Source organism: Secundilactobacillus odoratitofui DSM 19909 = JCM 15043 (assembly GCF_001434895.1).
GTDB lineage: Bacteria > Bacillota > Bacilli > Lactobacillales > Lactobacillaceae > Secundilactobacillus > Secundilactobacillus odoratitofui.
Genome location: NZ_AZEE01000001.1, coordinates 21,899 through 42,951 on the forward strand (window position 1 = coordinate 21,899; position 21,053 = coordinate 42,951).

The 21,053-nt window shown below is 43.8% G+C and carries 21 protein-coding genes; 2 read left to right on the forward strand and 19 right to left on the reverse strand.

Annotation, left to right across the window (positions count from 1 at the left end; genetic code table 11):
• Nucleotides 1–12: 12 nt before the first annotated feature.
• From lgt to FD04_RS00185, 18 genes are all read right to left on the reverse strand, one after another.
• Nucleotides 13–867, reverse strand: a complete 855-nt coding sequence (gene lgt / locus FD04_RS00100; RefSeq protein WP_056946163.1) for a prolipoprotein diacylglyceryl transferase — start codon at nucleotides 865–867, stop codon at nucleotides 13–15.
• 38 nt (nucleotides 868–905) lie between these two features.
• The gene (gene hprK / locus FD04_RS00105; RefSeq protein ID WP_054702024.1) at nucleotides 906–1,850 is read right to left on the reverse strand and encodes an HPr(Ser) kinase/phosphatase; all 945 of its coding nucleotides are present in this window, start codon (nucleotides 1,848–1,850) and stop codon (nucleotides 906–908) included.
• A gap of 172 nt (nucleotides 1,851–2,022) precedes the next feature.
• Nucleotides 2,023–2,379, reverse strand: a complete 357-nt coding sequence (locus FD04_RS00110; RefSeq protein ID WP_056946165.1) for a phage holin family protein — start codon at nucleotides 2,377–2,379, stop codon at nucleotides 2,023–2,025.
• Nucleotides 2,380–2,391: 12 nt separating this feature from the next.
• Complete coding sequence (locus FD04_RS00115) at nucleotides 2,392–2,682, reverse strand: PspC domain-containing protein (RefSeq protein WP_054702021.1); 291 nt, start codon at nucleotides 2,680–2,682, stop codon at nucleotides 2,392–2,394.
• Between the two features lie 356 nt (nucleotides 2,683–3,038).
• The gene (gene phoU, locus FD04_RS00120) at nucleotides 3,039–3,701 is read right to left on the reverse strand and encodes a phosphate signaling complex protein PhoU (RefSeq protein ID WP_054702018.1); all 663 of its coding nucleotides are present in this window, start codon (nucleotides 3,699–3,701) and stop codon (nucleotides 3,039–3,041) included.
• A gap of 15 nt (nucleotides 3,702–3,716) precedes the next feature.
• The gene (gene pstB, locus FD04_RS00125) at nucleotides 3,717–4,472 is read right to left on the reverse strand and encodes a phosphate ABC transporter ATP-binding protein PstB (protein ID WP_056946167.1); all 756 of its coding nucleotides are present in this window, start codon (nucleotides 4,470–4,472) and stop codon (nucleotides 3,717–3,719) included.
• 9 nt (nucleotides 4,473–4,481) lie between these two features.
• Nucleotides 4,482–5,312, reverse strand: a complete 831-nt coding sequence (pstB, locus tag FD04_RS00130) for a phosphate ABC transporter ATP-binding protein PstB (RefSeq protein WP_056946169.1) — start codon at nucleotides 5,310–5,312, stop codon at nucleotides 4,482–4,484.
• Nucleotides 5,313–5,337: 25 nt separating this feature from the next.
• Nucleotides 5,338–6,222: a phosphate ABC transporter permease PstA gene (gene pstA / locus FD04_RS00135; RefSeq protein WP_056946171.1), complete on the reverse strand. Its 885-nt coding sequence runs from the start codon at nucleotides 6,220–6,222 to the stop codon at nucleotides 5,338–5,340.
• Complete coding sequence (gene pstC, locus FD04_RS00140; RefSeq protein WP_056946173.1) at nucleotides 6,219–7,145, reverse strand: phosphate ABC transporter permease subunit PstC; 927 nt, start codon at nucleotides 7,143–7,145, stop codon at nucleotides 6,219–6,221. The genes pstA and pstC overlap by 4 nt, the downstream gene beginning before the upstream one ends.
• The gene (locus tag FD04_RS00145; RefSeq protein WP_056946175.1) at nucleotides 7,138–8,025 is read right to left on the reverse strand and encodes a phosphate ABC transporter substrate-binding protein PstS family protein; all 888 of its coding nucleotides are present in this window, start codon (nucleotides 8,023–8,025) and stop codon (nucleotides 7,138–7,140) included. The genes pstC and FD04_RS00145 overlap by 8 nt, the downstream gene beginning before the upstream one ends.
• 180 nt (nucleotides 8,026–8,205) lie before the next feature.
• Nucleotides 8,206–9,609 (reverse strand): two-component system histidine kinase PnpS, encoded by a 1,404-nt coding sequence (gene pnpS, locus FD04_RS00150; protein WP_056946177.1) that lies wholly within the window; start codon nucleotides 9,607–9,609, stop codon nucleotides 8,206–8,208.
• Nucleotides 9,602–10,312, reverse strand: coding sequence for a response regulator transcription factor (locus tag FD04_RS00155; RefSeq protein ID WP_054702009.1), 711 nt, complete (start codon nucleotides 10,310–10,312; stop codon nucleotides 9,602–9,604). Before FD04_RS00155 ends, pnpS begins: the two co-directional genes overlap by 8 nt.
• A gap of 9 nt (nucleotides 10,313–10,321) precedes the next feature.
• Entirely contained in the window at nucleotides 10,322–11,476 is a 1,155-nt protein-coding gene (locus tag FD04_RS00160) for a PDZ domain-containing protein (RefSeq protein WP_056946271.1), read from the reverse strand.
• 218 nt (nucleotides 11,477–11,694) lie between these two features.
• Nucleotides 11,695–12,811, reverse strand: a protein-coding gene (gene prfB, locus FD04_RS00165) for a peptide chain release factor 2 (RefSeq protein ID WP_191981738.1) whose coding sequence is annotated in 2 segments (ribosomal slippage) — nucleotides 11,695–12,750 and nucleotides 12,752–12,811 — 1,116 coding nt in all. Because the reading frame shifts where the segments join, the coding sequence is not laid out codon by codon here.
• Nucleotides 12,812–13,008: 197 nt separating this feature from the next.
• Nucleotides 13,009–15,372: a preprotein translocase subunit SecA gene (gene secA / locus FD04_RS00170; RefSeq protein WP_056946179.1), complete on the reverse strand. Its 2,364-nt coding sequence runs from the start codon at nucleotides 15,370–15,372 to the stop codon at nucleotides 13,009–13,011.
• 224 nt (nucleotides 15,373–15,596) lie between these two features.
• Nucleotides 15,597–16,151 (reverse strand): ribosome hibernation-promoting factor, HPF/YfiA family, encoded by a 555-nt coding sequence (gene hpf, locus FD04_RS00175; protein ID WP_054702001.1) that lies wholly within the window; start codon nucleotides 16,149–16,151, stop codon nucleotides 15,597–15,599.
• A gap of 158 nt (nucleotides 16,152–16,309) precedes the next feature.
• Nucleotides 16,310–16,990 (reverse strand): ComF family protein, encoded by a 681-nt coding sequence (locus FD04_RS12265; protein ID WP_082603064.1) that lies wholly within the window; start codon nucleotides 16,988–16,990, stop codon nucleotides 16,310–16,312.
• A 2-nt stretch (nucleotides 16,991–16,992) separates the two neighbouring features.
• The gene (locus FD04_RS00185) at nucleotides 16,993–18,336 is read right to left on the reverse strand and encodes an ATP-dependent helicase ComFA (protein ID WP_056946182.1); all 1,344 of its coding nucleotides are present in this window, start codon (nucleotides 18,334–18,336) and stop codon (nucleotides 16,993–16,995) included.
• Nucleotides 18,337–18,385: 49 nt separating this feature from the next.
• Between FD04_RS00185 and FD04_RS00190 the strand changes: the two genes are divergently transcribed.
• Nucleotides 18,386–19,033 (forward strand): YigZ family protein, encoded by a 648-nt coding sequence (locus FD04_RS00190; protein WP_054701996.1) that lies wholly within the window; start codon nucleotides 18,386–18,388, stop codon nucleotides 19,031–19,033.
• A gap of 193 nt (nucleotides 19,034–19,226) precedes the next feature.
• Here FD04_RS00190 and FD04_RS00195 read toward each other — a convergent pair whose 3' ends face one another.
• Entirely contained in the window at nucleotides 19,227–20,321 is a 1,095-nt protein-coding gene (locus FD04_RS00195; RefSeq protein WP_056946184.1) for a glycosyltransferase family 4 protein, read from the reverse strand.
• 275 nt (nucleotides 20,322–20,596) lie between these two features.
• On the opposite strand from FD04_RS00195, the gene FD04_RS00200 reads away from it, so the two are divergent.
• Nucleotides 20,597–21,043, forward strand: a complete 447-nt coding sequence (locus FD04_RS00200; protein WP_054701993.1) for a CidA/LrgA family protein — start codon at nucleotides 20,597–20,599, stop codon at nucleotides 21,041–21,043.
• Nucleotides 21,044–21,053: the final 10 nt, after the last annotated feature.

Here is a 21,053-nt window from a genome sequence, read left to right on the forward strand (position 1 = left end):
AGTTATTTCTCCTTAATTTTTCGCCTTCACGGCTTTTTTTGAAAAAGGGTTACCTTCAAGATACATTGGAATCTGACTGCCAAGTCGACGTCGATAGAGCATCAACCCAATCGCACCGACAAACAAAACAACCGACAATAATTGTGACACGCGAATAACGTTCATCAACATTAAACTATCTGTCCGCATGCCTTCGATGAAGAATCGGCCAAATGAATACCAAATGACGTAGCTTAGAAAGACCTCTCCCTGTTTAAAGAGCCCAGTTCGGTGTCGCAGACTCATTAAAACAATGAACCCGAGAATATCCCAAGTTGATTCATATAAAAACGTTGGTTGCCGATAAGCGCCATTAATGAACATCTGGTTGATAATAAATTGAGGTAAATGTAAACCTTGTAAAAAGCTCAAGCTCGTAATCTGACCGAAAGCTTCTTGGTTCATAAAGTTGCCCCAGCGTCCAATCCCTTGGGCCATGATAACGGTTGGCGCCGCAATATCTAACATTAACCATACTGGTATAAATCGTGCACGGCAAAAGAAAAACACAACCAAACCGGCACCAATCAGCGAACCATAAATGGCAATTCCACCATCCCAAATTCGGATAATTTCGCCCAAGTGTTTCGAATAATACGGCCATTCAAACGCAACGTAATAAGCACGCGCTGCGATAATGGCCGCCGGTAACGCCCACAAAATCATATCGTAAATGTCATCAGCATCAACCGAACGTCGATTGCCCTCGCGGACTGCTAAATATACCGCAATAATAACGGCACTAGCAATGAAAATACCATACCAGTGAACCTCTATTGGACCCAAGTGAAATGCAATTGGGTTCAATGCTGCCAAAACTCCCCGCAAGGATGCCACCTCTTAACTTCTCTTATAGTGAATCTTAACTATTTAGATTTTTTATTTGAATTTTGTTGAATCAACCGGTTCAAATTCTGATCAAAAACTTTAGTGGCATCGTAACCCATCGAACGCGCACGGAAATTCATGGCAGCGGCTTCGATAATAATGGCTAAGTTACGACCAGTTTTGACCGGAATGGAGATTTTAGGAATCTCAACGTCGAAAATCTTTTGCGTTTCGTCGCCATTACCGAGTCGATCAAACCGTTTATCAGCCGACCAAGCTTCCAAGTGAACAATCAGTTCGATATCAGTTTCACTTCGAACAGCTCCAGCACCAAACAAGTTCATGACATCAATGATACCGATCCCTCGAATTTCAAGTAAATGGGCTAAGATAGCTGGCGCTGCACCAACTAAGGTTTGTTCATCCTGTTGATAAACTTCAACACGGTCATCCGCAATTAACCGGTGACCACGCTTAACCAATTCCAGCGCGGTTTCACTTTTCCCAACCCCTGAATCACCAGTGATCAAAACGCCGACGCCATAGATATCAACGAGAACCCCGTGAAGCGATTGTCGTTCTGCCAACTGGCCTTCAAGGTAGTTCGTCATATTACTTAAGACCCGAGACGTTGTCATCTTAGTCCCCAAAATGGGAATCTGATTTTCTTTGGCCGCTTGTAAGAGTTCCTCTGGTGGTTCGAGTTGCGTCGAAATCACAAACGCTGGCGTTTCTGGTTGACACATTTGACGCATGACACTCAATAGCTCATCATGACTCATTCCCTTGGCAAAGGAAGTCTCCGTAATACCAAGAAGTTGAACTCGCTTAGCTGGATAATAGTTAAAATAGCCAGTTAATTCGAGACCCGGTCGTGAGATATCACTCGTTGAAATTTCGCGATCATCCAGTAAATCATCACCGTATATCACATCCAGCCGAATGTTTTCAACCAGGTCAGCAACTGTTACACTATCTGCCAAATCATTACCCGCCACTGATGCCACAAAAATAATGGTCAGTTTGATTCCCGATTAGCCAACGGGAGGTTTTATGAACATCACTAAACGTATCGTCAATTTAGCTAATTGTCATCAGCAGCAGGACACCCTTCTTTCTGATTTGACGATCTATTTTAGTAACCAATTAAACGCATTAATCAGTATTACCGTGACCCACGTAGTTTGAAATAATCGTATTACATAGCGACATCAACACAGCGACGAGCATCGAAGCTCCGAACGAACTAAACCGAAAGTCCTGTCCAACGAGTGCGGCTGTCAATTGCAACATCAAACCATTGATCACGATACTGAAAAGCCCCAGCGTCACCACCGTGATAGGTAATGACAAAATCATTAAAAACGGTTTAACTAGCGCGTTCAAAATTGCGAGCACTAAACTTGCAAGTAATGCGATCCATGGGCTAGCAACAAAAAAGAGACTCTTTAAAAAACCTGCGAGTGCCATAAAAAGCACTGCGTTAATTAATATTCGAACCCAAAATTTCATATTCTCTACAACTCACTTTTTATCAGTATCTTCCTCAGTAACGTCGTGGAGCTCTTTTCGTGATTGTGACTGATCAGCGTTCCAAAAGTGACTTTGCCGCTGTGTACCAGTGTTTTCGGGAATAATAACGGTGAGTAGTAGGTAAACTAACAGACCGAATACAACGTGCCCAGGAAAAATGGTCAGTACAACGAAAATGATTCGTACCAGTGTTGCACTGATGCCAAAGTACGCTGCTAAGCCGCCCAAAACGCCCGTAAAAATTCGGTCAGAGGAACGTGTTAATCGTCGTTTGCTATTCATCAAAAAATCACCTCATTTCTAGTTACCAATTACAGAATAGATAATGTGACGCTCGAAAGCAAGTGAAGAAACCGATTTAACACGATTTATTAACATAAACAGCCTTAAAATGTAATCGATTACATTCTTGAAGGCGTGATGACCTTTTTATCGATCTGATTCTCAATTCAACGGTAGATTTGTCAGAGAATCTTATGGTGAATTATCCAAGTCATGAGGCATAAACAGCCTTCCCTGATGGTGGTTTGGCGTCAAATTGACGACTCAGAAAACGCCGCCGTTTCTTCAATCAGAAACTGACGACGTTTTTGAACATAATATTCAGGTCCTGCATGACCCTTTTTGATTTGAAATTTTTACTTCATCAGCTTTAATTCAATGATTTTACCCGTCTTTAAGTAGACGATCCACTCACCAACATTGGTCAAGTAATCCGCAATTCGGATCAGGTCACCAGCAACACGGTTATAGTTCATGGCCGCAATTAACACTTCGGAATCCTTGGTAATTTGGTCGTAACTTTCACGCATAATTTGATCATGAAAATCGATCAACTGATCGTTAATTGTGACTAAATCTTTAGCCGCAACCTCATCCTTGTCAACGTACGCTTGAATCGCCCGCTTAACCATATCCGTTGTCAATTGTCCCATTTGGGCAATCTGGGATTCAATTGACGCAACCCGAGTATTTCCCTTCACCTCAATTGTGGCATAGGCGATATTACGAGCATGATCCCCCGCTCGTTCCAAATCGGACACTGCCTTTAGAATCGTCACAACTTCCCTAAGATCCGTCGTCACAGGTTGATACAGAGCAATGATCTCAAATGACTTGGATTCCAAGCGAATCTCACGTTCGTTAATATCGTGGTCGTGATCAATAATTTGTTGGGCAGCGGCGCGATCGTGGTTGATAAAAGCGTCTACTGATTGCTGGACCACGTTACTCACCAAGATGCCCATCTCCGTGAAGCCGTTATCTAGCTCGTCTAATTCTTCGTCAAATAACCGTCTCATCATTTTCCTCCATTACTAACCGAAGCGACCACTAATGTAATCCTCAGTTGCTTTTTTAGCTGGGTTCATAAAAATTTTTTTAGTATCATCAACTTCGACAATTTCGCCGTCCATGAAGAAGGCCGTTCGATCAGCGATACGTGACGCCTGCTGCAAATTATGGGTCACCGTAATAATCGTATAATCGGTTCTTAATTTTAACAAAGTCGCTTCGATTTGGCTACTTGAGATTGGATCCAACGCACTGGTGGGTTCATCAAGTAAGATAATTTCAGGCGATACTGCTAACACCCTGGCAATACAAACTCGTTGCTGTTGACCACCTGAAAGTGATAGCGCACTTTCGTGGAGATGATCCTTAACTTCATCCCACACAGCTGCTTGTTTGAGGCTAGTTTCCACAATCTCATCGAGTTGTTCGCGTTGCTGACTACCAGCTAACTTTAACCCAAAGGCCACATTGTCATAGATTGAAAACGGAAATGGGTTGGGTTGTTGAAACACCATGCCAATTTCCTTACGTAAAGTCACTAAATCGGTCTGTGGCGCATAAATATTTTGACCGCGAAAGGCAATATCACCGGTGATCGTAACATTCGGAATTAAATCATTCATCCGATTGAGCGTCCGCAGATAGGTTGATTTACTTGAACCTGACGGCCCAATCAAGGCGGTGATTCCCTTCTCCTCAAAACTAAGATCAATGCCCTTTAATGCTTCGTGCTTGCCATAATAGACATGTAGGTCGTGCGTCTCTAAAATCGCTGTCATCGTTATCTCCTATCCAAAATCGCCAGCAACGTAATTATTGGTTAACTGAACCTTGGGCCGAGTAAAAATTTTTGAGGTTTCGTTATATTCAAGCGCCCGTCCCATGTTAAAGAAAGCTGTATAGTCACTAATTCGAGCTGCTTGTTGCATGTTATGCGTCACGATTATAATGGTGTACTTCTGCTTAAGTGTCATCAAGGTTTCTTCAAGTTTCCCAGTTGAGATTGGGTCAAGCGCACTGGCCGGTTCGTCCAAGAGTAAAATATCTGGCTGTACTGCAATGGCGCGGGCAATGCAAAGTCGTTGTTGCTGTCCTCCGGAAAGTGCTAAGGCACTTTTTTGAAGGGAATCCTTCACTTCGTCCCAGATGGCCGCCTGTTTTAGGCTTGTTTCAACAATTTCATCCAGCGTCGCTTTATCAGTCACACCCCGTCGCCGAAGCGCAAACACGATATTGTCATAAATCGATTTTGAAAACGGATTTGGGCGCTGAAAGACCATGCCAATTCGGCGGCGCATTTCGTAAACGTCAATTTCGGGTTGATTCACATCAACACCACGATATAAGATTTGACCCTTAACCGTTGCGACGCCATCGTTCATACGATTGAGCGATCTTAAAAAGGTTGATTTACCAGAACCAGAAGGGCCAATTAACGCTGTGATTTGATGTTCTGGAAACTTCAAATCACCCTCATGAATGGCCTCGTTTTCACCGTAAAAGACTCGCAACTGTTTCGTTTCCAAAACGATTGGTGAATCATGACGCTCACTTGGGTCAACAATATTTCTTTCGAGCCAGCTATCACCTTGATGCGGGCTAGTTGGATTAATTAACATGAACTGCCTCCAATTCTGCCAGTCGTTAGCTAGCTGTCAAACGCTTAAATAATCGTTTCCCGACGAAACGAGCGAGTAGGTTAAATGCCAAAACTGAAATCACCAGTACGGCCGATGAGCCCGAAGAAATTGCCTTTGCATCGGGCATGATTCCCTCCGAATTAATTTTCCAAATATGAACGGCTAGCGTTTCGGCTGGTCGCATTGGGTTCAATGGACTGGTCATGTTGAATGGATTCCAATCCGCAAAATTTAAAGCAGGTGCACTTTGACCAGCGGTAAAGATCAATGCTGCCGCTTCACCGAAGATTCGTCCCGCACTTAAAATCACTCCAGTTAAAATCGCCGGTAGCGCCGCCGGAACAATAATATGGGTCACCGTTTCCCACTTTGAAAGGCCGAGTGCCAAGCCGCCCTCACGCTGTGCGTTGGGAACGGCAGCCAGCGCTTCTTCAATGCTTCGAGTCAACAATGGGAGGTTGAAAAACGTCAGGGCAAAGGCGCCAGACAGAATTGAAAAGCCAAAGTCAAATTGCACAACGAAGATTAAAAAGCCAAACAATCCAACAACAACGGAAGGCAGTGAACTCAAAATCTCAATCGCGGTTCTGACTAATGCAGTTACCCAATTTTGTTTAGCATATTCGTTCAAATAAATCCCAGCACCCAAGGCAATGGGAAATGAGATCAGCATCGTTAGAATAAGTAGGTAAAACGAATTAAATAACTGAATCCCGATGCCACCACCACTCGTAAAGGCACGCGCTGGTGACGTTAAGAAGTGCCAGTTAATGGCTGGTAACCCACTAATGATAATGTAGCCTAGCAATGCTGCTAAAATGACGATGATAGTACCTGAAATAACGTAGAGGACCGAAATGGCGATCCGATTACTTAGTTTGGGATTCATTTTGACATTGCCCCCTTACGTCCGATTAAGCGAATTACCAAGTTGAAAATTAGTGACATCACCAATAACACGAGTGCTAATGACCACAACGCATTATTTTGTAATGACCCCATGACGGTGTTACCAATACCAGTCGTTAAGACAGAAGTCAGGGTTGAAGCCGGTGATACCAAACTGGTTGGTAATAAGGCAGCGTTACCAATCACCATTTGAACTGCTAATGCTTCACCGAATGCTCTGGCCATGCCAAAAACGATTGCCGTCAGCATCCCCGGAGTAGCCGCTCTCAAGATGACTTTATAAATTGTCTGCCATTGGGTCGCACCTAGTGCCAGTGCTGCTTCGCGATAGTACCGTGGCACAGCACGAAGGGCATCGACACTCATCGACGTCACCGTCGGCAAGATCATCACAAACAGGACACAGGTCCCGGACAAAATGCCAAACCCGCTACCACCGAATAGGCTCCGAGTCAGCGGCACAATTACCGTCAACCCGATAAAACCGTAAACTACCGATGGAATCCCCACCAATAACTCAATCACCGGTTGTAAAATTTTAGCACCTCGTTGTGGTGAAATCTCAGTCATGAAAATTGCGGCGCCAATTGCGAACGGCGTGGCAACTAACGCGGATAAGATGGTCACAATGAACGAGCCTGCAATCATGGGTAGCGCACCGACCTCTGGCTGTCCCTTGGCGTTCGTGACTGACGGATTCCAATTTTTCCCGGTAATAAAATCCACGAAACTCACGTGGTTGCTAAAAAACGTTGAAAATCCCTTTGACGCGACGAAAATAATAATCGCGAACACGGTTACGGTGATCAACATTAACGCCAGAAAACTCACGCTTTTTCCCAAGCGTTCCAGCTTAGCGGCCTTTGATCGTTTTAATAGCTGTTTTTTCAACTGATTATTCATGGCTGCTCCCCACTTGCGAAATGGTACCGTGACCATCACGCGAAATTTTCATTTCAGAAATGCTAATATAGCCAAGTTGCTTGACGAGGGTCTTTTGAATCTTGGCCGATTGAATGTAGTGAATGAACGCAGTTGCTAATGGCTGCGGTTGGCGGCCAGTATACATATGCTCATACGACCAAATTTTCCAATGATTTGTGGTCACATTTTGGTTAGTTGGCGCCACACTGTTCAACGATACTGCCCGAACCGTTTTATCAACGTACGAAAAGCCAACGTAACTAATTGCCCCCGGTGTGGTTGCTACGATTTGGCGAACCATGCCTGAGGAATCTTGTTCTTGAGCCGCAATACTGCGATGGCCGTTCAACCCATATTGTTCAAAAGTTGTTCGAGTTCCACTGCCTTGAGCGCGGTTTAAAATCACGATTTTTTGATGATGACCACCGACCTGCGACCAATTCGTTACCCGGCCAGTGAAGATGGCAATCAGCTGTTTGGTTGTCAGGTGGCTGACCCCGACTTTAGGATTAACGATTGGTGTGATGCCAACCACTGCGACGCGATGATCGCGTAAACGACTGGGCACAATTCCCTTTTGCTGTTCCGCGAACACATCGGCGTTGCCGATATCCACTGCACCTTCTTGCACTTGGCTTAGCCCAGTCCCCGTGCCACCACCTTGAACGTTCACAAACGTCCCTAGATGCTGACCCGCGTAATCTTCACCCGCTGCTTCAACTAACGGTTGAAGTGCCGTTGAGCCAACAGCCGTAATGGTTTGGTTCGTATGACTGACCTGTCTGGTCTGATACGCCCAACCACCTAAAATAACGATACTGATTACCAGTAGAATCTCAATCCACCGCGCTTTTGACATGCGTTGTCCCTCCATCTCATCTTTCAAAATCAGTATACGAAAGCAATGTAAATGTCAGGCACACATCTTTGTAAATGTTTTGTAAATATTTTCGATTTTCATCTATACCATTCCGGATATAAATAAAACCAGTCTAGGCATTTAATTGAATAAGCGCCTAGACCGGTTTTATTAATATGTTTATTTTTGAGTCTTAATTGGAAAAGTGACCGTAAATGTACTCCCAACACCACGTTGACTGTGCACTGAGATTTGGCCGCCCATCGACTGCACTAATTCGGCTACAATGGCCAAACCGAGACCTGTACCACTGACAACCTGTTGGGTACGAGAACTATCAACACGATAAAACCGCTCAAAAATTCTGGCTTGTTCATTCTGCGCAATTCCAATACCGGTATCTTGCACCATGATTGACCAATCCTCATTATTCGCTTGATAACTAATCTTGACTTGTCCACCTTCATGATTATATTTTATCGCGTTAGACATCAAGTTCTTGATAATTTCATCAAGTTTTTTCTCATCGGCACTCACCTTGACATCATCAGAAACCAGATTACTAAAGGTGACCCGTTTCATGGAAGCAATCTGTTGCAATACTCGAGTTTGTTCGGTCACCATCTCCGCCAGCTTAATCGTTGTCACCTGTTGTTCAGACAATGACTGTGATTCAATTCTTGAAATGGCAAGCACGTCTTGGATGAGCTCAGTTAGGCGCTTGCTTTCCCGTTGAATAATTCCTAAAAACTCATCTAGAGTCGCTGGGTCATCCTTAGCACCACCTAACAACGTTTCAGCAAAGCCAGCGATTGCGGTAACCGGCGTTTTTAATTCATGGGAGGCATTTGAAATAAAGTCCATTTGCATCTTTTCAACCGCGTAAATTTCGGTGACATCATACAAAAGCACCAAAATCTGGAAGAAATCTTCAGTTGTCGAAGTGTACACCACCGAGACCTCCACGCGTTTTTCGGTTGGTACACCGGGCAAGGTGATTACTTGCCGTCTGGACGTCTTATCACTAATCACCTTCCCGATTAATGACACCAACTCAAATTGATGAATGTCTTGTGTATAGGGATGACGGTGCGGATTAATTTCGGTCTGCAAAAACTCTGCCATCGCGGCGTTTGCCATCTCCACTTTTCGGTAGCGGTCGATCACCATCACACCGATGGGTAAGTAGGCCAACAGTAACCGTAGCTCTTCAGTCTGCTGCGTTTTGGCTCGCAATAGTTTTTGTTGATGCGTCTGTAACCGATTAATGGCCATCGCCAGTTCGTAGTAGTCGTCATTATGCCGCAATAAAACGTGCGCCGGCTGCTCATCTTTCAGCATACCTTGTACCTTGTGGGTCATCGCATTGATTGGTTGCTGACGGTGTAAAAAGGCCCAGTTAAATAACCCAACTTCTATAATTGACGCAATCAAATCAAGGAAACCTAACTGGCTGATAGTCGAACCCGTTAACTGAGAAGCACCTAGCATACGCATGGCGATGAAGATAACTAAAAAGTTAAGCAAAAAAGTGATGCCAAGCTCTAACCCTAACCGTTTCAATAGATGCCTTTGCTTAATCATGTTGGGGTGCCTCGAAACGATAACCAAATCCCCTGACGGTCTTGAGATAGGTCGGATGCTTTGGATCTGGTTCAATTTTGTCTCTCAAGTGAGAAATATGGATATCAACCATTCTGGTTTGACCGGCATAATCAAACCCCCAAACGCCCTCAAGTAACTGGTCACGTTTTAAAACTTGGTTTGGTCGTTTAACTAAGTAAACCAGTAGTTCAAATTCTTTGGGTGTTAGTTTTACCCGTTGTTGATTAACAGTGACACTCACAGTAGCTTGATCGATCATGATCTCACCAACTCGCAACTGCTGGCTATCATCAAATTCACTATCAGTTGCTGGGCCACCCTGAGTTCGCCGCAAAACTGCCTTAAGCCTAGCTAAAACCTCGCGAGGACTGAACGGTTTGGTAATGTAGTCGTCCGCACCCAACTCTAACCCGAACACTTTATCAAATTCATCCGTTTTGGCTGTGATCATGATAATTGGGGTGCTCACTTTTTCTTGTCGTAGCTGCTTGGTGACTTCGACACCATCTAGTCCGGGTAACATTAAATCGAGTAAAATTGCATCAAAGTGCTTCTCACTGGCTAAGTTAACGGCGTCATGCCCATTAATTGCCGATTCCACCTCGTAGTTAGCTTTTTCTAAATTATAGGTTAACAGTGTGACAATTGCAGGTTCATCATCAACAACTAAAACTCTTTGCATAGGGCCCTCCTAATTTTTAAACATCACAATTCCAATCTCATGCGGTGCACCATCAAAAATGGCAGTTTCGGTAACTTTGTAATCACCTTCTGGCGTTTGAATCTTTAGCCGGCAATACGTTGGGTTAATCAGCAAAGCCTCATAGAAACCTTGTTCAGAATTAACGGCTTGTCGGTTGCACTCGGTAATAATATCACCAACTGAAATGGCCATTTTAGCCGCTGGCGTCCCCGGTTTAATGCCCAGTACCCGGACGCCATGATCAACTTTGGAAAACCAAAACGAACGGGTTCGATCACGCCAACGCGTCCAAATTAGGCAACCTAGATATGCCAGATAAATAACTAAGAGGCCGGGTACGGCCAGATCGTTCAACTTCAGCGTAACGAGTCCCAACACAACGGCAATTAGTCCTAAAACTAGAATGTGACGAGCAAGCTGCCGTTCTGCAATCCGCGGCTGTTGTTTAAAGATGGTCAATCGCAATCCCAAAATAAGCGGAATAAACAGCGGGGTTACAGTAGTGTGACCCATTGCCAAGACTGGCCAAAAGCTCAAATGACTGGTAATCCAATCACCTGGCACCAGAATCAAGGTTGGGACGACTAACAATTCATTAAAGGTATAGCCTGCAACTAATTTCCCCCGTTGTTGACTTAATACTTTGGGGGCCGCAAAGCGTCCGCCAGCAAATCGAACCCAGATACCAAGCCCGATAAAGGCCAACGCGACAAAAATGACTAAATCCGCTACTGGTACGACCGAAAAATTGACACCAAAACTTCGACTTAACCCAAAATGGTCGAATTTAACGTCAAAGTATTTGACCAAGTCATACAATACCACGGATCCAATTAAAATCGTTGTTGAAAGACCTGCCGCCGGACCAATCAAGACGGCAATCAGCGCCAAACTAAGATAAATCAACAGCCACGTCAGCGGGACCGTCACCCCTAAACCAAACGTTACAAGGGAGAGTAAGCAGCCTAATGACAAGCTGAGTAGTATGAAGTGTCTGACTTCATACTTGTCCGAATAAACCGCACTGCCAAAGGTCTGCCGTTCTTTTTTAATTCGTCGATTCGAGGTCCACCATTCTCGAATAAGTCCGATCCACCAGATCGGTTGAGCCACTAAAGTTAAAATTAATAATCCAATTCTCATCACAAACACCCACGTTTTCATTATCTGTTCCTAAAAGCAGTATAGCATAAACCCCGTGTTGCTTGAGCAACTGTTGGCAAACGATAAGAAAAGACTGATTTAAAATGCTAGGCACAAAAAAAGTCGAGAACGGCAACCCATTCTCGACACACTGATTGATTTAAACGTAACTACATCAATTGATTCTAGTCGCCATTAAGCGCCCGAATCACTTTTTATCAATCCGGATTAGACTGCTCCAGTTGATATTGCAGGTAGGCATTGATAAATGGATCTAAATCACCATCCATAACGGCCTGACCGTTACCCGTTTCATAGTTGGTCCGGTGGTCTTTAACCATCGTATAGGGGTGAAAAACATAGGATCTAATTTGAGAGCCCCAACCAATATCCAGCTGTTCGCCCTCAATCGCGGCTTTTTGCTTAGCCTTCTTTTCTTCTTCTAATTCATAGAGTTTGGCCTTCAACATATTCATTGCGGTTTGACGGTTTTGGAGTTGAGATCGTTGTGCTTGAGAAGCGACCACGATACCGGTCGGCTCATGGGTAATTCGAACTGCCGATGACGTTTTATTGACGTGTTGACCACCAGCACCACTGGCCCGATAAACATCGACCTTTAAATCAGCCGGATTAATCTCAATATTTACTGAATCATCAAGCTCTGGCAACACGTCGACTGAGGCAAATGAGGTATGTCTTCGACCAGCGGAATCAAACGGTGAGATGCGGACAAGTCGGTGAACACCCTTTTCAGAGCGTAAATACCCGTAGGCATTATGTCCAGAAATCATCAAGGTTACTGAACTAATACCAGCAACTTCACCCGCTTGATAATCTAACGTTTCAACTTTGAATTGATGTTGATCAGCCCAACGAGTATACATCCGTAATAGCATCGCGCCCCAGTCCTGTGATTCGGTGCCACCTGCACCTGGGTGGATTTCAAGAATAGCATTATGACTATCATACGGGCCATTTAACAGTAAATTTAATCGGTATTGCTGCAACTCACCTTTCAAATGATCCAGATTGGTCTCTAACTCTAGCTGAACCTCTTGGTCAGGTTCTTCTTCAAGTAACTCAACAGCAACTTGTGCATCAGATAACTGTTGCGTTAATGTCTCAAATGATTCTGACTTACCCTTAAGCAGATTGGTCTCATCAATTAACTTCTGAGCAGTTTCTTGATGATCCCAAAACCCCGGTTCAGCCATTTTGGCCTCATTGATAGCGATGCTTTCATGCAATGCATCTAAGTCAAAGAGACCTCCCAAAGCCAGCAATTTCAGTTGCCATCGCTTTTAAATCGCGTTTAATATCACTTAATTCCATCATAAGCGCTCCATTCATTGTTTTATCGTTACTCATTCCCATCTAGTTTAACGCAATCATTGCGTTGTTGGATACAACAAGGTTCCACCGAATCATCGTGAGATCAATCGGTGGAACCTTGTTTGTTCGAGCGAAACTGTTAGAAAATTAGTTAACTAACTGCTAACGCTGCTTATTGTCGCAATGAATCGCTAAGATTAACGGGTAATATTTTGACGGATTTCAGACTTCATGAATAAACGAGTGGCATCGTAATCGATATCCGCAATCATTTCTTCAAACATCCGGTAGCCATCTTGTTGATACTCAACGAGTGGGTTCAATTGGCCATACCCACGAAGACCAATTGAAGTACGCAATTGATCCATCACGTCGATATGATCAGTCCAGTGTGAATCGACCACTCGTAAAATAACGACCTTTTCAAATTCTAGCATTTGAGCAGGATCATACAATTGTTTTTGCTTTTCTTGATAAACGCCTTCAGCTAAGTCCATCAAAATTGACTTAATCTGGTCAGCATCTTTATCTTGAAAATCTTCGAGTTTGACTTTGTCAGGACTAACCAGAGCTGAGATAGCAAAGTCCAAGATAGTTGAAAGATCCCAATCCTTCTGTTCACCTTGTGTATGAAGGTTAACAACGCGATCGATGGTCCGTTGAATCATTGGCATGATCACCCAACGAAGTGAGTCATCTTCATTGATGATTTGGTTACGTTGTCCATAGATCACTTCACGTTGCGCACGCATCACATCATCATACTGCAAAACGTTCTTACGAGAATCGTAGTTGTTCCCTTCAACCCGTTTTTGGGCAGATTCAACTTGACGACTGATCATTCGACTCTTAATGACGGCATCCTCACCATCAACGTTCATCCGTTCCAAGAAGGCCTTTACCCGATCCGTCCCAAAACGGCGCATTAAGTCGTCTTCAAGTGATAAGAAGAACTGTGTCAAACCAGGGTCACCTTGTCGACCAGAACGGCCACGAAGTTGGTTATCGATCCGCCGTGACTCGTGTCGTTCAGTCCCGAGCACCACTAGGCCGCCTAATTCACGAACACCCGGTCCAAGCTTGATATCGGTCCCACGACCAGCCATGTTGGTGGCAATCGTTACGGCGCCACGTTGACCAGCGTTCATGATGATATCGGCTTCCTTGGCGTGGTTTTTAGCGTTCAAAACCACGTGAGGAATATTAGCTTCATCAAGTTTTTCAGACAAGTATTCTGAAGTTTCAACGGCAACGGTCCCAATCAGCATGGGTTGTCCCTTTTCATGAAGTTCTTTAATGCGGTTAACAACTGCATTAAATTTCGCTTCAAGTGTTGGATACAATACATCTGGTTCATCAAGTCGAATAACCGGCTTGTTAGTTGGTACTGAAATAACTTCCATATTGTAAATTTCACGGAATTCTTCAATTTCAGTCCGAGCAGTACCCGTCATCCCAGAGAGCTTACGATACATCCGGAACAAGTTTTGGTAGGTAATGTTAGCCATAGTCTTGGACTCTTCTTGAATGTCCACGCCTTCTTTGGCTTCGATGGCTTGATGAAGACCGTCAGAATAACGACGCCCTTCCATGACCCGTCCAGTAAAGGAATCCACGATCATGACTTCACCATCTGAGACCACGTAATCTTTGTCACGTAGCATGATAAAGTTCGCTCTTAAGGCCTGATCCATATGATGCGTCAATGCCGTGTTATCTGTATCGTAAAGGTTGTGCAAGTTAAAGTACTTTTCAGCCTTGGCGATACCCTCTTCAGTCAGTGACACACTCTTTGATTCCAGGTCGATCTTGAAATCAGTGTCTTCTTGAAGCGTTTTGGCAAACCGGTCAGTCCGTTGATAAAGCTGTGAGGTACCTTCAGCTTGACCAGAAATAATCAGCGGGGTCCGCGCCTCATCAATTAAAATTGAGTCAACTTCATCGACAATTGCAAAGTTCAATGGTCGTTGCACCATATCTTCTTTGTAGACCACCATGTTATCCCGCAAATAATCGAACCCAATTTCTGAATTGGTTGAGTACGTGATATCAGCGTTATAGGCCTCACGCTTTTCTTCTGGTGACTTCTCAGTCAGGTTTAAACCAACGCTTAACCCTAACCAATTATATAATTCACCCATTTCAGTGGCATCACGTGAAGATAAGTATTCGTTAACCGTTACCACGTGAACACCCTTACCTGAAATTGCGTTCAAATAAACTGGCATTGTCGCGGTCAAAGTTTTCCCTTCACCGGTCTTCATTTCAGCAATGTTACCTTCATGAAGAACAATACCACCCATGATTTGAACATGGAATGGGTATAAGCCCAAGACCCGTTTAGCACCTTCACGGGCAACTGCAAACGCCTCTGGTAATAAATCGTCTAAGGTTTCGCCATCTTGATATCGTTTTTGAAATTCTGGTGTTTTTGCTTTAAGTTCATCGTCAGATAAAGCGTCGTACTCTTTAGCGTACGCGTTAACTTTATCTGCAAGTTTACTAATTCGTCGAAGTTCGCGCTTATCACTTTCGACCCATCGTTGTAAAAAATTGGCCATACTTGATTCCCTTCTATTAATCGTGTCATTGTGGTTTTAGCTGTTTTTAAAAATCAATTGATTGCATACCATTAATCAGTCTAACATTTATGGAAAGGATTTAAAACTCATCAGGTAATGATATTTCAAAAAAATTAGTGATACCGTTTTCAGCACCCCAAAGGAAAGGGACCGAAGTCTCACTGCAATGACTTCGATCCCTCACACGGTTAAATTCAATTAAATTATTCTTCGCCTGCTTCAATCAAGCCATAACGACCGTCATTACGACGATAGACGATATTGACGCCTTCGGATTCAGCGTCTTCGTAGATAAAGAAGTCATGCCCTAGCATATCCATCTGAAGGATTGCCTCTTCATTGTCCATTGGCTTCAAAGAGACGCGTTTCGTACGAACAACCTCTAACTTCGATTCTTCATCCTTAGCGGGTTCAGCCGTTTCAGGTGTAAATTCGAAGTTCTTAAAGCCCTTTTCACGTGACTTACGGTTGATCTTAGTCTTGTACTTGCGGATCTGACGCTCTAGCTTATCCGTCACTAAATCAATACTTGCATATAGATCTGGTGACGTTTCTTCAGCCCGTAAGGTTAGATAAGGGAGTGGAATGGTAACTTCCACCTTTGAATCCTTATTTTGATAAACCTTCAGATTAACGTGAGCTGTTGAATCGACGCTTTGCTCAAAATACTTCTCAAGCTTACTGATCCGTTTTTGAACGTAATCTCTGATTGCCTGAGTGACCTCAATGTTTTCACCACGAATATTGAATGTGAGCATAGAACTTCTCTCCCTTCCACAACAAACAAAAGTTAATTTAAATACACATTAAATTGGTATTCAAATGTTTGTTTTGTTTATAATTTTATTATAATAGAAAGCGCTACAATACACAATACTTTAGGCCATTGTCGAGATGAATTAAATCATTAAAGTGATTATCCGTGTGCTAACGTCAGTCCTTTGACGGTTGTTGCACCGGCTTTTTTTAATAAAAGTGCGGCATGTCGAATCGTTCGGCCAGTGGTATAAACATCATCAACGATTAAAACATTTTTACGATATAGTTGCATTGAATCTACAGCCAACTTAAACGGCTGGGCAGTTGTGAGGCGCTGCTTTCGGTTCTTGGCGGATTGATGTTGCGCCTTGGTTGCCGAAATCGTGGTGAGGGCACGTAACATTGGTAATTCACCGATTAAACCCTCAACTTGATTAAACCCTCTGGCTGCTAACGTATCCGGATGGAGGGGAATTGGCACGACCACATCACACTTCGATGCTTGAATTTCTCGTTGAATTTCAAGTTGAAAAACCGTTCGAAGTCGGTAATCACCGTTAAACTTATATTGCGACATATACGCCTTCATCGCCGTGTTATACGTGTAACAGGCTCGGTTGCTAAACTCAATTTCAGACGACCAACGTTCGCAATCCGAACACTTCTTTTGATCGCTTAATCGACCACAGCTTTGACAGCCAAGTTGTGGATCGATTGCAGAGAAAGCTTGGCGACAACGCGTGCAAACTATCTGTTCAGTAATTGGTTGAAAATTAATCAGTTGCCAAAGCGTTAATGGTGCCGCTATCTCACGATGGCATAATAAACACATCGTCATAACTATCCTTTCTTTAATAAACCAGACCGTCGTGCACGCGAATTAACAAATTTAATTTGTCGATTTGCCTCACGAATTTCTCGCGTATAACAATCAGCAAAAAAACGGACTAATCCGGTTGGTGCCGTTTCTTTTCGACCAACTCGACCAGCAATTTGAACTAACGCAGCCGTCGAAAAGACTGGATCATTGGCCCCTATCACGATGACATCAATTCCTGGAAAAGTAATGCCTCGTTCTAAAATTGTGGTTGTAATTAAGCAATTAATGGCCAGATCTCGCATCAACTGAACTTTTTCGTGACGTTTGGGATCTGCGGCGTGAACCGTTTCAAAGCTTAGCTCTGGTATGAGTTGCTTTAGGGCCGCCCCTGTTGGTGCTAGATTGCTGATATGGGGAACAAAAATTAGGAATCGATGCTGCTGTCTCATAAGCGACATCAGTGTCTGTCGAATCTGAGATGGCAAACGCCCTTTCTTCAAACGCTTTCGCCAGGCAGGCGTCAACTTCACCGTGATTTCTGGTAACGGGTAACCGTGATAGCGCGCTGGTAAGTAACTGACTTGAATACGTCCCTGACGCTGACTTTTTAACAACGCTTGACTGGGTGTGGCAGTTAGATAGAGGAGCGCACCAGACTGCTTTTTGGCCTGTTGAGCAGCATAGTGAAGGCCATCATCTGCAGCGAATGGAAAGGCATCCACCTCGTCAATGACTAACACATCAAAGGCGTGGTAAAATCGGAGTAATTGATGCGTGGTGCAAATCGTCAACTGACAATATTGGTATTGCCCTGGCATATCGCCATAAAGCGTCACTTGCGGTACCGTAGCAAATGCGGCTTCAAAACGTGGCATTAATTCAAGACAAACGTCAACTCTTGGCGATGCAATGGCGACGCGTAATCCCTGTGAAAGCGCCCAACCAACGCCTTCAAATAGCATCTCCGTTTTGCCTGCACCAGTCACCGCCCACAGCAAATGATTGCCACCAGTTTGAAAGAAATCCCGAATTTCGCGACTGCAGGCCGCTTGAGCCGTCGTTAACTGTCCTTGCCAGGTTAACGGCCTTGGTTGGGGACTGAACTGATTTTCCTCAGGCAAGGACCAAAGGGATTGATTAGATGTCACCCGCCCTAGTTGAAAGCAATGACAACAGTATGTGGTTTCGTCAGGTAATTGAACTTGATTACGACGACTTTTTTGGCCACACCGCTGACAAATACACCAATCACCAGCTTCTAAAATGGCTGGTCTGCCCTTGAGTTTTAGACCAGTTTCACTCAGCTCCGGCTGCGTCACTGAGAGTACTTGTCGACCGTACAATTGTTGCGGTTTTAAAACCATTCATATCACCTTCCTAGAACTAACTACGCAGAAATGGAGTGTAAATTTTATGTCAGATATTTTTCTCACGCTCAAAGCAGCAGGTCAACATGAACTGGTGATCAAAAAATCTCAGTTTATTTGTTCACTACAGCGGGTTGAAACTGCCGCAGCAGCGGATCAATTTATCGCCGAAATCAAAAAGGCGAATGGTAAAGCTAATCATAACTGTTTTGCCTACATGATTGGCGAACATGATCAGATTCAACGAGAAAGTGATGATGGTGAGCCTTCAGGAACAGCTGGTGTCCCTATTTTGGAGGTCTTAAAGCGGCTCGAACTTCATAATGTCTGTGCCGTTGTCACCCGTTATTTTGGTGGTATCAAGCTTGGAGCTGGCGGTCTGATCCGGGCATACAGTAATGCAACCTCCAAAGCCATCGAGCAAGTGGGTATCGTGTCATTAGTGCTACAAACCGCGATTCAAATCACTGTCAGCTATGCTAATTTGGACAAGCTCAACTACTATCTAACACAGCAAGCCATCAGCATTACTCAAACGGATTACACTGACCAAGTTCAAGTGACAATTGCGGTTGATACAGCCAATCTCGACGATGTTCAAACCAACATCACCAATTTATTGGCTGGTCAGGTCAGTTTTAAAATTGGTGACGAAAGCTATCATGAAGTTGATATGCCCCTATACCAAGAGTAATCTGCGACAAACTCAAAATTCACATCAGTGTGAACTGAGCCCACAGATATAACACGTTCGACGGCTAGTCACTCACTAAAGCAAGTCAAAGCGTGCCAATGCCAATTTGAAACATCTAACAAAAATAGCAGCGTAAAGAATTTCGGAAATAAATTCTCTACGCTGCTATTTAAAATTAATCATCAGTATTAAGTTAGTGTGAATTTTTAGAGGTTGTCCCTTTAACCAGCTTTTTGATCCAATTAAGGAGTGGCTGCCGATTCGTTCCAACCAGCCCGATAGCTTCAACAAACAACTCCAAACCAATCAAACTGGCGATCGTTAAACTGATAGTGCCCCATTTCGGTGAAATTGGGTATAGCAGTGAAATGAAAGCAAAGATCAGTGCAATACCATAAATCACTAAGACTGTTTGTCGATGTGTCAGACCCATCTGCATCAGTCGGTGATGTAGATGGTGCTTATCCGCGTGTGAAATCGGTTGTCGGTTTAACGTCCGTCGCAAAATGGCGTAAACCGTGTCCGTGATGGGGACACCTAAAATAATGACCGGGATGATCATGGTAATAAAGGTCACATTTTTTAAGCCATAGAGCGAAAAGACCGACATCATGAATCCGATAAATAGAGAACCCGTGTCACCAAGGTAAATTCTCGCCGGAAAGAAATTGTAAGGTAAGAAGCCCACCATTGCAGCAACTAAGGCAAAAATAATGATGCCAACAAAGGTGTTCTCAACGTTCAAAAAGAACAGTCCGGTAATCCCCATGGTTGATAAGGCAATAATGCCAACACCTGTAGCCAGCCCATCAAGACCATCAATTAGATTAACCGCGTTGGTAATCGCTAAAATCCAAATCCAGGTAACCGGCAAACTCCACCACCCTAGGGAAATCATCCCAACAAACGGGATCGTTAGGTGGCTCATTTTAACCCCAGCCGCAAAATAAACAACTAAGGCCGCTAATGAAATCCCAAACACTTTTTGGCGCGGTTTCAATTCAAAGATATCGTCAATCATCCCTGTTAGGATAATCACACACTCACCGCCGAAGACTCCCCAAAGCTGACGCGTGGGAATCTGTTGACGCAATAAGAAAACTGTCGCAAAGGTATAGGCTAGAAAAATCGCTAACCCGCCCATCGTCGGCATTGGTACTTTATTGACCCGTCTAGCATTGGGATTATCAATTGCGCCCAGTCGAAAAGCAAGTTTACGGACGAAGGGCGTCAAGATTGCGGATAAAATCATAGTCGCGACTAGACTGACGATGATTTCAAATTTCATAGAAAATTCCTCTCTTCACGACGCATTGGTACTATTATACAAATCGCTTTCATGAAACACAATCATGCCAAGCGAAATTCTTTGAACAACCAGCTCACCCTTGAACAATATTTGTTCTCTTTTGCTGATTTCACAAGGCTTTAGAGATTAAAATACAACCCTCTATGTCTAATACCTTGCGTTTAAAGGTAAAAGTCATTATACTGTAAATGTGAAGTGAAAGCGCTTCGCAAGTTTGTGAAAAGTTATCTATATTTTGAAAGGAGTGTTTACCCATGGCAAGTAATCAACAAGCTGCCAAAACTTCGGAGGTTGAACACGAACCGGCGCCAATTTTGCAACAAATGGCAATTTTTGCGACTGTTCTGTTTGTCTCTTCATTGATTTCACCATTATTCCCCAAGTCGTTTCCTGTTCCAACACCGGTTATTGGTTTAGTTTTGATGTACGTGCTCTTGGCATCACACATTATCAAGCTGTATCAAGTGGAAAAAATGGCTGATTTCTTAATTAGCTTGATTGCCTTCTTGTTCGTCCCATCTGGGATCCAAATGGCTAATTCACTGAACGTCTTCACTGACGGCGGTGCGATGACTGGGGTTATGTTGATTGTCACAATCATCTTAGCAACCATCATCCTGTTAGTCGTAGTGGCTTACACAACTGCTGGATTTATGGCCATCAGTCGTAAAGTTTTCCACAAGAGTACAGATGTCGACTAATTTGGTACCG